The sequence below is a fragment of the Psychrobacter sp. H7-1 genome, from assembly GCF_904846585.1.
Taxonomy (GTDB): domain Bacteria; phylum Pseudomonadota; class Gammaproteobacteria; order Pseudomonadales; family Moraxellaceae; genus Psychrobacter; species Psychrobacter raelei.
Window position 1 is genome coordinate 14,448 of sequence record NZ_CAJHBH010000035.1, and the last position, 15,367, is coordinate 29,814.

The 15,367-nt window shown below is 45.1% G+C and carries 12 protein-coding genes; 8 read left to right on the forward strand and 4 right to left on the reverse strand.

Features of this window, described 5'->3' with window-relative positions; translation table 11 throughout:
* Nucleotides 1–41 precede the first annotated feature (41 nt).
* Nucleotides 42–1,160 carry a 4-hydroxyphenylpyruvate dioxygenase gene (gene hppD, locus JMX92_RS10140; protein WP_011960306.1) on the reverse strand — a complete coding sequence of 373 codons (1,119 nt, stop codon included), beginning with the start codon at nucleotides 1,158–1,160 and terminating at the stop codon, nucleotides 42–44.
* Between the two features lie 155 nt (nucleotides 1,161–1,315).
* Between hppD and JMX92_RS10145 the strand changes: the two genes are divergently transcribed.
* The 6 genes from JMX92_RS10145 to JMX92_RS10170 all read left to right on the forward strand — a co-directional run bounded on the left by JMX92_RS10145 (nucleotide 1,316) and on the right by JMX92_RS10170 (nucleotide 7,651).
* Nucleotides 1,316–2,281: a LysR family transcriptional regulator gene (locus tag JMX92_RS10145; RefSeq protein ID WP_011960305.1), complete on the forward strand. Its 966-nt coding sequence runs from the start codon at nucleotides 1,316–1,318 to the stop codon at nucleotides 2,279–2,281.
* Nucleotides 2,282–2,466: 185 nt separating this feature from the next.
* Complete coding sequence (gene fahA / locus JMX92_RS10150) at nucleotides 2,467–3,747, forward strand: fumarylacetoacetase (RefSeq protein ID WP_201545487.1); 1,281 nt, start codon at nucleotides 2,467–2,469, stop codon at nucleotides 3,745–3,747.
* Nucleotides 3,748–3,782: 35 nt separating this feature from the next.
* Nucleotides 3,783–4,358: a VOC family protein gene (locus tag JMX92_RS10155; protein ID WP_201545473.1), complete on the forward strand. Its 576-nt coding sequence runs from the start codon at nucleotides 3,783–3,785 to the stop codon at nucleotides 4,356–4,358.
* Between the two features lie 182 nt (nucleotides 4,359–4,540).
* Nucleotides 4,541–4,774, forward strand: coding sequence for a hypothetical protein (locus JMX92_RS10160; RefSeq protein WP_011960302.1), 234 nt, complete (start codon nucleotides 4,541–4,543; stop codon nucleotides 4,772–4,774).
* A gap of 361 nt (nucleotides 4,775–5,135) precedes the next feature.
* Nucleotides 5,136–6,593, forward strand: coding sequence for an aminoacyl-histidine dipeptidase (locus JMX92_RS10165; protein ID WP_201545475.1), 1,458 nt, complete (start codon nucleotides 5,136–5,138; stop codon nucleotides 6,591–6,593).
* A gap of 191 nt (nucleotides 6,594–6,784) precedes the next feature.
* Nucleotides 6,785–7,651, forward strand: a complete 867-nt coding sequence (locus JMX92_RS10170; protein ID WP_110816485.1) for a mechanosensitive ion channel family protein — start codon at nucleotides 6,785–6,787, stop codon at nucleotides 7,649–7,651.
* 5 nt (nucleotides 7,652–7,656) lie between these two features.
* Here JMX92_RS10170 and JMX92_RS10175 read toward each other — a convergent pair whose 3' ends face one another.
* Nucleotides 7,657–8,541, reverse strand: coding sequence for a LysR family transcriptional regulator (locus JMX92_RS10175; RefSeq protein WP_041773305.1), 885 nt, complete (start codon nucleotides 8,539–8,541; stop codon nucleotides 7,657–7,659).
* 130 nt (nucleotides 8,542–8,671) lie between these two features.
* On the opposite strand from JMX92_RS10175, the gene JMX92_RS10180 reads away from it, so the two are divergent.
* Nucleotides 8,672–9,826 carry an S-(hydroxymethyl)glutathione dehydrogenase/class III alcohol dehydrogenase gene (locus tag JMX92_RS10180; protein WP_011960298.1) on the forward strand — a complete coding sequence of 385 codons (1,155 nt, stop codon included), beginning with the start codon at nucleotides 8,672–8,674 and terminating at the stop codon, nucleotides 9,824–9,826.
* Nucleotides 9,827–9,924: 98 nt separating this feature from the next.
* On the opposite strand, the gene JMX92_RS10185 is transcribed toward JMX92_RS10180, so the two are convergent.
* The gene (locus JMX92_RS10185; RefSeq protein WP_201545477.1) at nucleotides 9,925–10,950 is read right to left on the reverse strand and encodes a LysR substrate-binding domain-containing protein; all 1,026 of its coding nucleotides are present in this window, start codon (nucleotides 10,948–10,950) and stop codon (nucleotides 9,925–9,927) included.
* 190 nt (nucleotides 10,951–11,140) lie between these two features.
* Here JMX92_RS10185 and JMX92_RS10190 point away from each other — a divergent pair, with 190 nt between their 5' ends.
* Nucleotides 11,141–12,376: a YeiH family protein gene (locus JMX92_RS10190; RefSeq protein WP_201545479.1), complete on the forward strand. Its 1,236-nt coding sequence runs from the start codon at nucleotides 11,141–11,143 to the stop codon at nucleotides 12,374–12,376.
* 189 nt (nucleotides 12,377–12,565) lie between these two features.
* On the opposite strand, the gene JMX92_RS10195 is transcribed toward JMX92_RS10190, so the two are convergent.
* Nucleotides 12,566–15,367 (reverse strand): VCBS domain-containing protein (locus tag JMX92_RS10195; protein WP_201545481.1); only part of this gene is annotated, 2,802 nt, incomplete at its 5' end.

Genomic DNA, 15,367 nt, shown 5'->3' on the forward strand with positions numbered 1-15,367 from the left:
CCAACATTTATGTCGTAGCATCCTTGCTGTATATATACCGCTTAAACTGCAGTGGCCGTATCTTTGTCTGAGGCCCCATCAGCATCAATGGTACCGCGGCGCAGCTGGTCACGCTCAATAGACTCAAACAACGCCTTGAAGTTACCCTCGCCGAAGCCTTCTTCATAATCGCCTTTGCGCTGGATAAACTCAAAGAACACCGGGCTGCCTAAAATGGTCTCAGAGAAAATTTGTAACAGCAGTCTTGGCGTGCCGCCCTCTGTGGTGCCATCGAGTAAGATGCCTCGGGTCTGTAGCTCTGAGACTGTCTCGCCATGCCCAGGTAGACGCTCATCAAGCATTTTGTAATAGGTATCATTGGGCGCTGTCATTAACGGAATGCCGGCCGCTTTTAGCTGATCGATACTGGCCAATAAGTCATCACTTAGTAGCGCAATGTGCTGAATACCCTCGCCATTAAACTGCATGAGATACTCTTCAATCTGGCCGCCACCTTGACGTGCTTCTTCATTGAGCGGAATGCGGATTTTACCATCAGGCGCCGTCATGGCCTTGCTGGTTAGGCCGGTGTATTCGCCTTTGATATCAAAGTAGCGAATTTCACGAAAATTAAAGATACGCTCATAGAAGTCGGCCCAATACGCCATACGACCACGATAGACGTTATGAGTTAAATGGTCGATAACCTTAAAGCCAAAGCCTTTAGGATGCTTGTCCACACCCGGTAAAAACTCAAAATCTACATCATAAATAGAGCTACCTTCCTCAAAGCGGTCAATCAGATAGATAAGCGAGCCGCCAATGCCTTTGATGGCTGGCAACTTAAGCTCCATAACCCCAGTAGGTATCTCAACAGGCTGTGCACCTTGCTCAATGGCACGCTTATAAGCTTGTCGAGAGTCAGCCACTCGAAAGCCCATGCTACAAGCACCTGGACCATGCTCTTCAACGAAGTAGCTGGCTTGACTTCTCGGCTCTCGGTTTAAAATAAGGTTGATATCGCCTTGACGATACAAGGCCACGTCTTTGGATCTGTGGTTGGCCACATGGGTAAAGCCTAATTTTTCAAAAAGCTCTGCCACCAATGCAGGCTCAGGAGAGGCAAACTCTACGAAGTCAAAACCACGAAGACCCATAGGGTTGTCAAATAAATCTGCCATGCTAAATCATCCTTAATTCATGAAAACTCATATTATTTTGGCCATTACTGGCAAAACTTAATTCATCAATAAAAGTTATTGACGCTGTAATCATATTAGAATAGGTTTATTTATAAGACTAATCGTTTTTTATGATTTATTTATCAGGATTTGTTATGAATATAACTTTGCGTCAATTAAATGCATTTATCCATGTGGCGGAAACTGGCAGTTTTACGCGCGCCAGCGATAAAATGCACCTCACCCAATCTGCAGTCAGTGGGCTGATTAAAGAGCTGGAGAATACCTTAAATGTGGTGCTGTTTGACCGTACTACTCGCCAGCTGTCGCTTTCTGTGGTTGGCCACCATTTATTACCGCAAGCTCGGCGGGTACTCAATGAGCTGACCTTATTCGAAAATGAAGCCTCAAGCTTAACCAGCTTGGCTCAGGGTACAGTACGTCTGGCGGTCTCACAATTTGCCGCCTCATCGATGCCAGCGGTCATTGCTCAATTTGCCAAGCTATATCCGGAGATTAAGGTGAGTCTGCTTGACTGCTCAGCTGAGGATGTGCTGCAACATATTGAAAACATCGAGGTGGATTTGGGTGTGGGGGTTGAGCTAAACACCGATCAAAACGATGAAAACCTGAGCGCTGATCTACTATATGAGCTACCGTTTTGTATTGTGTTGCCACAAGCGCATCCGCTGGCCTGTGAGCCTGTGGTGAAATGGGATGATTTATTGGGTCTGCCCCTAATCACGCTCAACGGACCGTTTATAGATCATGTCACCTTAGAGCTCAGCGAGCCTATGGCGCTACAAATCAAGAATGCTGCCTACAAAGTTAACTTTATGTCCACTGCGCTTGAGATGACCCGCCAAGGATTTGGCGTTACGCTATGCCTACCTTATATGCCTGAGGTCATCGACTGGATAAGTGCCAACAACCTAGTGCTCAAGTGCTTGGCTGAGCCGGTTAAATTACGCAAGTTTTATATCTATCAGCGCTCATCACGGGCGCTATCGCCAGCGAGCAAAACCTTCAAATGCTTCTTACAGCATTACTTTGAGGATTACTTCACCAGTCTTGCCAACATAGGTTTTTTATCCCACACACCGACTCAAGACAGCCAATAGAGGGTGTAGCTTCGATGCCATTGATAAAAAAAATTGCACGAAGCATCTTGCAAACTTAATCAATATAAATTACATTATTAGAAACTGATTACTTATATCATAATATATAGCGTAATCTTTACACCTCATGCCTATTAATCTACATGCCCATTAATTTATAAGAAAAAGGATTTTCTATGTCTCTTATCGATACTCAGCTTCGCTCTTTTTTGACCATTGCCGCTGATAGCGACTTCTCCATTCACAACCTGCCTTACGGCATCTTTAGTGAGACCAAAGACGATGTACGCCGCGCCGGTGTGGCCATAGGCGATAAGGTTTTGGATCTGGCAGCCTTAGAAGAGGCCAAGCTTTTGACCTTAACCGGTGGTCCTTATTTTAACAAACCCACTTTAAACGACTTTATTGAGTCGGGCCGAGACAATTGGACCGCCGCGCGTAGCCAAGTTCAAAGCCTATTGTCTGCCGAGACTGCCACTTTACGAGACGATGAGCAGCTACAGGCTAAAGTATTGTTTGACCAAAGCAGCGTTTGCCTACATTTGCCGCTTCATGTGCCTGGATATACCGACTTTTATTCCTCAAAAGAGCATGCGACCAATGTCGGCACCATGTTCCGTGACCCAAAAAATGCCTTACTGCCCAACTGGACTGAACTGCCTGTCGGCTATAACGGCCGCGCCAGCACTATCATCGTCAGTGGTCAAGACGTGGTACGCCCCTCAGGTCAGATCAAACCTAATGCCGATGAACGTCCTATTTTCTCAGCTTGTCGTCGTCTAGATTTTGAGCTTGAAACTGCGTTTGTGGTCGGCAAACCCAATCATATCGGCCAGCCCATCTCTATCGATGACGCTTGGGAGCATATCTTTGGTATGGTACTGCTTAACGACTGGTCAGCTCGTGATATCCAGAAGTGGGAATACGTGCCTTTAGGCCCATTTAATGCCAAGACCTTTGCTTCTTCTATCTCACCGTGGATTGTTACTTTAGATGCCTTAGCACCATTTAAGACCGACCTTCCCGTGCAAGAACCGAAACCATTGGCTTACTTACGCGAGCATAATTCAGACACCACCTATGATATCAATCTATCGGTAGAAATTTTGGCAGAAAAAGCCGATGAGCCTACTGTGGTCTGTAACACCAACTTCAAATATATGTATTGGTCGATGGCGCAGCAATTAACCCATCACACCATTTCAGGCTGCTCAGTACAAGTGGGCGATTTGATGGGCTCAGGAACCATCTCAGGCCCTACCCCAGACTCATATGGCTCAATGCTTGAGATTGCATGGAATGCGACCAAACCGGTTACCTTAAGCAATGGCGAGACCCGCACCTTCATAGAAGATGGTGATACGGTCATCATGAAAGGCTATAGTGAAAAAGACGGCATCCGAGTCGGTTTTGGCGAGGTGCGCGGCACATTACTGCCTGCTTTAGATTTTAAATTTATGAACTAAATACCCAAGAGGTATGCCATCAAAAGGACTTTGATATGAGCTTTGAAATTGAAAAAATTCACCACGTCGCTTATCGCTGTAAGGATGCCAAACAGACCGTTGAGTGGTATGAAAAAAACCTAAATATGAAGTTTGTGCTGGCCTTTGCCGAGGATTATGTGCCCTCCACAAAGGCCTATGACCCATATATGCACATCTTCTTGGATGCAGGTAACGGCAATGTTTTGGCCTTTTTTGAGCTGCCAAACCAGCCTGAGATGGGTGCTGATCCCAATACCCCATTATGGGTTCAGCATTTAGCGCTAAAGGTAAAAGACAGAGCTGCCTTATTGGCCGCCAAGCAGCAGTTAGAGGATAATGGTATTGATGTGCTTGGGGTCACCAATCATGGCATCTTCCACTCCATCTATTTCTTTGATCCCAATGGTCATCGTATTGAGCTGACCTATGATGATGAGACGTCGCCTGAAAAAATAGCCTTGATTACCGAGGAGATGAAAAAGGACATGCTTGAGGAGTGGACGCGTACCAAACGTGCCCCGAGCCATACCCATTTTTTACACGCACAAGAGCTTGCGGCGGTAAAAGACAGCATTCCGGCTGGGGAATAAGTTAGCTAGTAAGTTAGCTAATCTACCCTACCTAATAGCCACGCCTGTCAAAACAAGCGGTCTTTTGACCGCTTGTTTTGCCAGCACTACTGCCCAAAATGATTACAATAAAAACTTGATAAAACCGAGGATTGGTACATACTCTGCACATAAGAAGAATTGCCTAGCAGCAGGAACATGATATGACCACCCCTACCCCAGAACTCGATCAGCATAAAAAACAACGCCTAATACAGCAGTATCTGCAAAAACTTATAAAAACCGATCCCACGTTGTATTATTCATCCACAGCAGATATTGCCCATGCTCTATACCCTTTAATAAAAGAACACACCAATCGCATGCCAGTTGATGAGCAAGCTTTATTTAGAAACATCAGTGTGCGTGATATTGAGATGCTGCTCAGCTTTCACTAGTGAGTGTTAACCTCAGCCAATAAAGCATAGCTTAAATGAAGCAGGCGGATATATTCTTAGCCTGCTTTTTTAGGCTTTGGTTTTGAGCTTTGGTTTTGAGCTTTGGTTTTGAGCTTCGGCGTCTTTGTTGTTGTTTTGAGGTGGTGAACAAAAGTGACACTGCCGCCCAAATATGCTCACACTCGGGCCGGCGTGCCTAGTCGTCGCATTAGCACGCCCTTCGATTGAGCCATAGAAAACGCCCATATCATCTTACATTGCCAAGCGCTGTCATGCTGTCTTACAATACTGGGTTTTTAAATATTTATTTTTTACCTATGCCGGCCAGCCAGATCTGCCGGCCTGATTTAGGATCTCTACGATGTCAAATAATCCCTTCTCAAGCCTTACCCCCGCCTTAGTGTGGCACTACTTTTATGCCTTAACCCAAATTCCGCGTCCCTCTTATGAAGAAGAGGCCGTGCAGCAGTTTGTACTCGATGAAGCGGCCAAACTGGGGTTGTGGGCTGAGCGTGACGCAGCCGGTAACGTGCTGGTGCGTAAGCCTGCCACAGCCGGTATGGAGAATGCGCCTGGGGTCATTTTGCAAAACCATCTGGACATGGTCGCCCAAAAAAATGCCGACAGCAGCCACAACTTTAGCACCGATCCTATTGACGCTTATATCGATCCAGCGCTTAATAATGAATGGGTCACCGCCAAGGGCACGACGTTAGGCGCTGACAATGGTATTGGGGCGGCCTCAGCGCTTGCGGTACTGGCCTCCAAGGATATTGAGCATGGTCCGTTAGAAGCTTTATTTACCGCAACCGAAGAAACCGGCATGGACGGGGCCAAAGGCTTGCAAGGCGGCTGGCTACAAGGCAGCTTACTGCTGAATCTTGATACTGAAGAGCTGGGCGACATCTGTATTGGCTGTGCAGGCGGCGTTGATGCCACTTTTACCCTGCCGATTACTTGGCAAACCCCAAAAGCCGCTCAAGCGTATCGCTTATCCGTGAAAGGCTTAAAAGGCGGGCATTCAGGGGTGGACATTCATAAACAGCGGGGTAATGCTGCCTTGATTATCTCGCGCTTATTAGACAGCGTAAGCGAACACATCGAAGTGGCGGCGATTAACGCCGGCAATTTACGCAATGCCATTCCTCGTGAAGCTGACGCCGTATTTGTCAGTGACCTTGATGAGTCTGAATTAAATCCGCTTTTAACCACTGAAGTTGACATTATTCGTCGGGGTCTGCCGCTAGAAGATCGCAATATGAGTGTGTCTCTTGAGCGTACCGATATGCCTAAGCAGACTTGGCACAGTGACTCACAGCACACCTTACTTACCGCCATTCGCTTATGCCCTAACGGTGTAGATAGAATGAGCATGGATACCCCCGGCGTGGTAGAAACTTCGGTCAACTTGGCCAAAATTCACACCCAAGACAATCAGTTAGAGCTACAAAGCTTGCTGCGTTCGCTAGATGATGCGGCGCGTGATGATTTAGCTGATAGAATGAAGCGCTTGTTTGAAAGCTTCGGCGCCAAGGTACAATTGGCCGGTGAATACCCAGGCTGGAAACCTGAGCCTGGCGCAGCCGTGATTGATACCGTCATTGAGCAAGGCCGCAAGTTATTGGGTCAAGAGCCGAATGTGACAGTCATTCATGCCGGCTTAGAGTGCGGTTTACTCGGTCAAAACTACCCACAGTGGCAAATGGTATCGTTTGGCCCTACCATTGAAATGCCGCACTCACCCGATGAGCGGGTTAACATTGCCAGTGTGGCTACATTCTGGGACTGGTTGGTATTGGTACTATCGGCTTTAAAATAGCCCCAATCATAACCACCCAGATAACATAAAATCAGAAAAAATGCGACCAGGTGGACGAAAACTGGCCTAAATTTTGGCTGGTGCGCCTAGCATGTTATGATAACTTATCCAAAAAAAAGGGGCCTAAGACTGTGCCCCTTTTTTGTTTAACCTGACTTTTTAAAGCCAACTTCGCTATAGAGAGACCCCACATGCAGTTTTTAGGATTTACACTTGATATTGCCACCTTGACCAGCAGTACTGTGCACTTACTGACTCAGGTTGCGCTTGCCATTATTATTTTAGTTATTGGTCGTTGGCTGGCAAGTAAGATTGTTAGGGTGGCGCATGGGATTATGACCCGCAGCCACCTAGATGATACCGTCTCAAGCTTTTTAAGCCGTTTATTACACGGTTTGTTACTGGTGGTGGTGGTGTTAGCCGCCTTAAGTAAGGTTGGGGTACAGACCACTTCTGTTGTGGCTATATTAGGCGGCGCTGCACTGGCTGTGGGTCTGGCTTTAAAAGATCAATTATCTAATTTTGCCGCGGGCATTTTAATTGTGATTTTTCGCCCCTTTGTGCGCGGAGATTATGTCCAAATTAGCAGCTATACCGGCACAGTCACCGACATTACGTTGATTAATACTCATATTACAACCACCAACAATCATGACGTGGTGATTCCAAACAATGACATCAGTACATCAGCGATTATTAATTATACGTCACTACCAAACCGCCGGGTCGATATCACCGTAGGCATCGGCTATGAGGCCAATATCAAGGTTGCCAAAGATATTTTGTTAACCACAGCCAAAGCCAACCCCCTAGCCTTTCAAGACCCTGAGCCTGTGGTACGGGTGACCAATTTGGGCGATAACTCAGTGGACTTGACCTTAAACGTGTGGACCTCAAATGAAAACTGGTGGGCCATGCAGTGCCAGCTGTTAGAAGAATTCAAAGAAGCGCTCGATGCCAATCAAATTGACATCCCCTTCCCGCAGCGTAAAATTCATGTGAGCGGCTTAGACAGCCTGGTTAACAAAGCGTCAGCGGCCAATAGCAAGCCCAACTAACCCGCTTATTTGCCTCCAGATTGTACATTTAAATGCTGCTGCAAATACTGTAGCAGCAATTGCATCTTGGTAGATAGGTGCCGGTTTTGTGGATACACCGCCCATATTCCCTCCTCAGGCTCCCGAAAGTCATCGAGTACACTGATAAGTTTCCCTGAATCAAGATATTTTTGGACATAATAATCTGGCAACTGAACCATACCAATACCCTTTAAGGCAGCATCAACCAAACTATAACCACTGTTATATCGGACGCTGCCACTGACTCGGATGTTGCGCTCACTCTGCGCTTGCTTAAAGTGCCAATAATCCAAACTGCCTAGCAAACAGTTGTGACTAGCCAGCTCAGCTAAAGTTTGCGGCGTACCATAGCGGTCTAAATAATCCGGCGCGGCGCACACAAAATTGGTACGGTGACCGAGCTTTTTTGCCATTAACGTCGAGTCGCTTAGTTTGCCAATACGCACCGCCAGATCATAGCCGCCCTCGACCAAATCTAGCTTTTGATTGCTTAAAAAGGCCGTGACCTTAATATCCGGATACTGTACGATAAAATCATTAATCAAAGGCAACAATTGCTGCTCACCATAAGTCACCGGTGCGGTCAATTTAATCTTACCTTGCGGCTTTGACTGCAAGCTACTAATTGCTTGCTCGGCGGCATCAAGCCCATCAAGTACCCCTCGGCAGTGCTTATAAAACACCTGCCCCTCTTCGGTCAATGAGATCTTGCGGGTGGTGCGATACAACAGCTTAATGTTTAGCCGTTTTTCTAAGGCACTTACCTGCCGACTGACCTGAGCGATAGAAATACCCAGCTCTTTGGCCGCTCGGGTAAAGCTCTCATACTCTGCTACGTACACAAACTCGCTAATACCTTCCCACTTCATCATTATTACCATTATGTAAAAGATATTTGTCAAACCATCATATTATCATCTAATATGAGATAATCTATAATGATTCACATCATTATTCCAACCCCGTTTTTTTACAACGAATAATAAAGAGAGCACAACTATGTCTGATAAATTTATTAAATCAAAAGCAGCCGTCGCTTGGGGCCCAAATGAGCCTTTAAAAATTGAAGAAGTGGATGTTATGCTGCCTCGCAAAGGTGAAGTGTTGATTAAAGTACTTGCCAGCGGCGTGTGTCATACCGATGCTTATACCCTATCAGGTGCCGATCCTGAAGGCGTTTTTCCCGCCATTTTGGGCCATGAAGGTGGCGGTATCGTTGAGCAAGTCGGCGAAGGGGTGACCAGCGTTCAAGTGGGTGACCATGTGATTCCTTTATACACCGCAGAGTGTGGCGTGTGTAAAATGTGTACTTCTGGCAAAACCAACCTTTGCTCAGCCGTACGTGAGACTCAAGGTAAAGGCTTAATGCCCGATGGTACCACCCGCTTTTATAAAGATGGTGAGCCCATTTATCATTATATGGGCTGCTCTACTTTCTCTGAATACACGGTATTGCCTGAGATTTCACTGGCCAAGGTCAATAAAGATGCGCCGCTTGAAGAAGTGTGCTTACTTGGCTGCGGTGTGACCACTGGTATGGGCGCTGTGATGAATACTGCAAAAGTTGAGAAAGGCTCAACTGTGGCGATTTTTGGTCTGGGCGGTATTGGCTTGGCTGCAGTGATTGGCGCGGTGATGGCAGGCGCTAGCCGCATCATTGGTATCGATGTCAATGAAAGCAAGTTTGAATTGGCCAAAAAACTAGGTGCTACCGATTTAATCAATCCAAAAGACTACGACCACCCTATTCAAGACATCATCATCGAATTAACCGATGGCGGCGTAGATTATTCATTTGAATGTATTGGTAACGTTGATGTGATGCGCTCAGCACTTGAGTGCTGTCATAAAGGCTGGGGCGAGTCGGTCATTATCGGTGTGGCCGGTGCAGGTCAAGAGATCTCTACCCGTCCGTTCCAGTTAGTCACCGGTCGTGTATGGAAAGGCTCTGCCTTTGGCGGCGTCAAAGGCCGTACTGAATTACCCGGCTATGTTGAACGTTACCTGGCAGGTGAAATTCCATTACAAGACTTCATTACGCACACCATGCCCTTAGAGGACATCAATGAAGCATTCGACTTAATGCATGAGGGTAAAAGTATTCGCAGTGTTATTCACTTTGATGCGTTAAAACAGTCTGCCGCTAACAGCTAGCTTTGATTTAGCCGTTACATGAATCAAATAAAGCAACCGGGGTCATCTACTTTTGGTAGGTGGCCCCTGTTTATTTAAATACCTAAGCCATTGAGTCTTTAATCAATTCCATGTAATTGAGCACAGTCTTTATCCTGCACCAAGCTTGACACAAACTGCTGCCATATCTCACTTTTATGGCGTTGCTTGTGCCAAATCATCCACCATACTCGTTGCAAATCAATATCTTTAATCTCAATCTCAATCAGATTGCCCTGTGCCAAGTCCGCCTCAATCACGTGCTGTGATAGACAGCCAAAGCCTATATCGGCTTTGACCATATTCTTGATGGCTTCTGACTGCTGAATGGCCAATACCCGCTCCGTTTGCGGCATATATTGCAGCAACTGCTCATCAATAACCTGCCTTGTCCCTGACCCCGACTCACGTACCAATAATGGAATTTTGGCCAATTGTTGGGTAGTAAGCTGATAACTGGCCACTTTGTTATCACTGCTATTATTTTCTCGCTTATCTTCACGGCTTGCCAACCACTGACTGTCCTTTTTAGCAAACACCATTAACTTATCATGGCGCCAGGCTTGTTGTTCAATCAGCTTGCTGTCAGTGGGTCTTGGCCTACCCTCTACCAATGCAATGTCCACTTTTAATTGTTCAACCTCGGCCACCACATCTCGCGTATTACCAATAAAAAACTCTACCTTGGCCTCAGGGCTGTTCCCATAAATTTGCTGGATTAAAGCGGGCAGCACATAGTTGCCTATCGTCGTACTGGCACCGATATGAATACGCCCCGCTTGATATTGATGATACTGCTCTAACGTTAAGCATTGGCTCATTATGGCTTGAGCCTGAATGTATATGGCCTCGGCATTGTCACTGCGATGCAAACGCCGCCCTATGCGCTCAAACAATGGCATTTTCAGCCGATCCTCAAGTTCCATGAGCGCACTACTCACTGCTGACTGTGACAAATGTAGCTGCTCACTGGCCGCACTGGTACTGCCTGTCTGGTAAATACTGATAAAGACCGACAGCTGTTTTAAAGTGATTTTGGGCAATAAAGCGTGGCCAACTGTTAATGAAATGGCAGTTGTCGACGCATTAGACGTTGAGGTGGGCATGTTTAACACCTTACAAGGTTTATAGACTAAAAATACGGCATCTGTATACGCTAACCTATTTTATCGATAAAAACTATCTAATCAATCTGTTTTATTAATATACAAAAAAGGAATATAGTAATTCTTAAATAGCTTATCTTTCATAGCCATAAGCTTCAGTGCGTCTTTTTAAAACTAAGCGAGCCATCTTATGAGAGCCCATCCTACTACCCCAATTAAAATCCATCCCACTCAGCACAGTCGAGACAATAAAGGCTTATATCGACTGTCTGTGTCTGCTTTATTGAATAAATTGAATCAGATGCTAGGCGGTTATCTGCCAAATAGAAAAAACATATTGGGGCTGCTGATGGTGTTATCTGGCAGCTTAATCAGTATTTGGCTAAATGAGCGCATTCAAGATTGGACTGAGCATAGCGTGCTGGGCTTATCGGCATTAACCTTAGCCATTTTGATAGGTATGGTTCTGGGCAATACCCTCTATCCAAGATTTGCCAACTCTTTGACAGAAGGCGTCACTTTCTGTAAAGCTCAAATACTGCGCTTGGCCATTGTGCTATACGGCTTTAAGATTACCCTGGCGCAAGTGGTGAGTGTCGGCGGCGGCGCCATCGCCACTGATGCTTTGGTATTAAGCTCTACCTTTATGATGACCTACTTACTGGGTACCAAAGTCTTAAAAATGGATCGAACCACCACCATGCTGATTGGTTCAGGCGCGAGTATTTGCGGGGCAGCAGCAGTCATTGCAGCAGAACCGGTACTCAAAGCAGAGTCGCATAAAGTGACCATCGCTGTGGCTACTGTAGTGGTGTTTGGCACTTTATCTATGCTGCTGTATCCACTGCTGTACCAGATGGGTTGGCTTGCAGGTATTATTGATCCTCAGCACTATGGCGTCTATATCGGCTCCACCATTCACGAAGTGGCGCAGGTGGTGGTTGCCGGTAATGCCATCAGCCCTGAAGTCGGCAATACAGCAGTGGTTACTAAAATGATTCGGGTAATGATGCTGGCCCCGTTTTTACTGCTGCTATCTGTATTTGTCACCTCAGTAGATACGGCAGCTCAAAGCACAGCAATATCTTCTACACATCAGCCCAGCAAGATACAGCTTATATTACAGCGTTTCAAAAGTATTCAGGTGCCTTGGTTTGCCTTTGTATTTTTGGCCATGGTTGGCATCAACTCTTTGCTCAGCTTATTACCAGGCCCTGCTGCTCCTGTGGTACAAAGCGCTACTCAAGCTATGATACATCTGGATAATCTGCTACTCACTATGGCTATGTTTGCACTGGGCCTGACCACTCATTTTAGCGCCATTAAAAAAGCGGGCATTAAGCCTTTAGTCTTAGCGGCAGTTATGTTTATTTGGCTTATCTTAGGTGGCGCGGCTATTAATATAGTGATGACTCAGATTAGTTAAAGTTAAGCGATCTAACCTGTGGTTTATTGTTCATTTAGATGGAGGAAGTCAGACTACCAAGTTTGAATTGCACAGATTTGACAGCAGAGGTCATATATAGGTCGACCACGTCTTGCTGCCATGTTATAAGCATAAAAAACCGCCCTCATAATGAGGGCGGTTTTGTTTATTCAACCTAATTAAATGTAGTTAGATAACAGTAATATCAGTATCAACATAAACAGTATAGCCTTCTGAGTTGGGACTATTTGCACTACCTGTATAGACATACATATCGTAGCCTGCTCGATCAGAGGTTTGTTGATCCCAAAACGTATCATTGGCACCAATAGTACGATTATTATCTACAATTCGCGTAGCGGTGTTATCATCAATTATCCCGTTAGCGCCCAAATCAAGCGTATCATTCGCCCCGCCATCAATGATGACAACTCGTGTACTAGCGTTTACCACATCACTATAAGATAAATTCAATTCTCCACCAGAGTTATTAATGTTAAATCTTTCGAAACCTACAGTGTCGCTGACATATAAGTCTTGGTTGGTCGCTGTGAAATTAAAGGTATCCGTTCCTGTACCGCCTCTTACTACACCACTAATATCCCCACCCGAATAGTTAAAGGTATCGTCGCCTTCAGCTAATCTAATGAGACCGCCAGTCATATTCGATACGCTAACCGTGTCATTAGAACTGGCAAAATTAATAGTACCACCAGAGACAGTACCATTGACTGTCAGTAAGTCATTAATACCTAGTTGAATAGTTCCACCACTTATATTATTAATGGTAACGTTATCTATATTATTGTCTTCATTGGTGGTAGCGCTACCCGTATATAAAGTACCACCCGATATTGTGCCCGTTACAGTGGCAGTATCATTACCTGCGCCTAAAGCAATTGAGACACTATCTTGTAAACCTCCTGCACGGAAGATGTCATTACCTGCTCCGAAATCAATGCTAGAGTCATTTTGAATACCATTAGTAACTGTAAGACTATCATTACCAGCCCCTAACCTGATATCCGTTATATCAATATCATTATTGATTGTCACCGTGTCATTACCATTACCAGTTGTAATAACATTACGTGGAGTACCAGTAGTAAGGCCTCTTTGACCCAATCTATAAGCAATAATTTGATTGTCTCCATCCCCTAAATTTATATCTGACCGCCTGATACCGCCTCCTGTTACATCCAAAATATCATCACCACCTAAGGCTCTAATGATACTAAGGTCAACCGCATCATTTTGTGCCTGTCCTTTAATAAATATACGGTTATCGCCATCTCCCATGTCAACAGTAACACCACGATTACTTCCCGAACCAACAAGCCTATTTATGGAATAACTGTCATTTCCTGCCCCCATATAGACTCCTGTATTCGTCGTTTGATTACCACCAACACGTAAAGTATCGTCCCCTCCCCCTGTAGCAAAGTTAAAACGGTTTTTTGCCGTTGTATCATAAGTAGATATGTCGCCCTCAACATATATTATTTGAGCAGCATTATTTTTATCAAACCTAATTTCATAGTTTTGTGTCCCATCACCATCTAGATCCCCACTTCCGTCTATCAGACTACCAGTAGCAGTAAGCGGACGATCTTCGGGATATAAATCAGCATTGACTAAAACTGTGCCGTCATTTTGGTCAAAATGATAGAACTCAATGGCATTGCGATTCACATTACCGGCTTTATCGACAAAACCTAAAGGCGTAAACGTATCAAATGGCGTATTAGAAGGTGTATTACCAGTCGAATAATTATCGAAGTCCTGGGCAAATGTATTGCCCTGACCACTAAAGGGTAGCGTCCAGTCTCCATTCGCGCCAACTCTAGCAGAAACTTCACCATTATCTAAGATTCCATTTTGATTGCTATCTACAAATATAATCCCTTCTTCAGTATCTATGCCAGTAAAGGTTGCCGTATTAGCATTAGTGTTTATAGTAAAGCCAGAAACAATTGGAGTAAGCGCTGTAGAATCCAATAACATATCAGTAGCTAAACTACTGGGCGGAGTTGCTACCGTTCTACCTATGGGCGTATTGTGAATAATGGCCGTATATTCATAGACTGTATCTAAATCACCTGTAGCTTGACTATTTTCTGGTAAGGTATCAGTAAATGTATAGCTATTCTGCGTACCAGATAACGTAGAAGTGCTACTGACTTCTACAGGCCCACCTATTGCGTTTCCATCAATATCAAACTCTTGACGAGTGATAACTAAGGTCTGTCTACCACTAACTAAAGGATTGTCTAGACTAACTGTAATAGTAGGCGTCGTATCATTAGACAGTCCTTGTAAGCTATCTGTAGTACTACTGTTTTCATCTGATACGAGGCCAGAATAGCGGTAGGTACTACCATAACGCGTACTTTCTACACCAGCAATATTAGTACTGGTATTGGGCGTTACGTCTTGACGCGCATTAAAATCATCCGTAATAGCAATGTTAGTAATTTCTGCCAATGGTGTGACTTGTAATGTAAAGGGGACGGTATTGCTACCTAATCCTTCGTCATCCACTACTCGCACGTTAAACCCAGCAGTATTATTAGCCCCTGTAACATTAGTGCCATCATGGGCAAAAGTAACTAAGCCATTCTCTAATTGTTGCTGAGTAAAGGTGGACGTATTATTGCCATTCACCTGTACAGTACCATTTGTTAAATTACTGACCTCAAAAGTTAAATTGGAAGCATTGTCAGTACTATCAGGATCAGATGCCATTAAATCAGCAGTGGTTAAGACAGTTGAATAGTTTTCTACAACCGTCGAATTAAGATCACCAGTTATTTGAGGGACATCATTGGTACCGGTAATGGTGATGGTCACCGTGCTGCTTGCACTGCCATCGATAGATTCAACAGTAAAGCTCTCGCTTAATGTCGCACCAGCAGGCAATGCCTGCACCGCGGCATTGGTATTATCTAGGTTATAAGTCCACTCACCGTTTTCATCGATGCTAAAGCTGCC

What these genes read in the sequence shown, in the direction of transcription:
- JMX92_RS10165 (WP_201545475.1), top strand. Translation starts at nt 5,136, where the DNA reads ATGTCAAATAATCCCTTCTCAAGCCTTACCCCCGCCTTAGTGTGGCAC.
- hppD (WP_011960306.1), bottom strand. Translation starts at nt 1,160, where the DNA reads ATGGCAGATTTATTTGACAACCCTATGGGTCTTCGTGGTTTTGACTTC.
- JMX92_RS10170 (WP_110816485.1), top strand. Translation starts at nt 6,785, where the DNA reads ATGCAGTTTTTAGGATTTACACTTGATATTGCCACCTTGACCAGCAGT.
- JMX92_RS10190 (WP_201545479.1), top strand. Translation starts at nt 11,141, where the DNA reads ATGAGAGCCCATCCTACTACCCCAATTAAAATCCATCCCACTCAGCAC.
- JMX92_RS10180 (WP_011960298.1), top strand. Translation starts at nt 8,672, where the DNA reads ATGTCTGATAAATTTATTAAATCAAAAGCAGCCGTCGCTTGGGGCCCA.
- JMX92_RS10160 (WP_011960302.1), top strand. Translation starts at nt 4,541, where the DNA reads ATGACCACCCCTACCCCAGAACTCGATCAGCATAAAAAACAACGCCTA.
- JMX92_RS10145 (WP_011960305.1), top strand. Translation starts at nt 1,316, where the DNA reads ATGAATATAACTTTGCGTCAATTAAATGCATTTATCCATGTGGCGGAA.
- JMX92_RS10185 (WP_201545477.1), bottom strand. Translation starts at nt 10,950, where the DNA reads ATGCCCACCTCAACGTCTAATGCGTCGACAACTGCCATTTCATTAACA.
- JMX92_RS10175 (WP_041773305.1), bottom strand. Translation starts at nt 8,541, where the DNA reads ATGAAGTGGGAAGGTATTAGCGAGTTTGTGTACGTAGCAGAGTATGAG.
- JMX92_RS10155 (WP_201545473.1), top strand. Translation starts at nt 3,783, where the DNA reads ATGAGCTTTGAAATTGAAAAAATTCACCACGTCGCTTATCGCTGTAAG.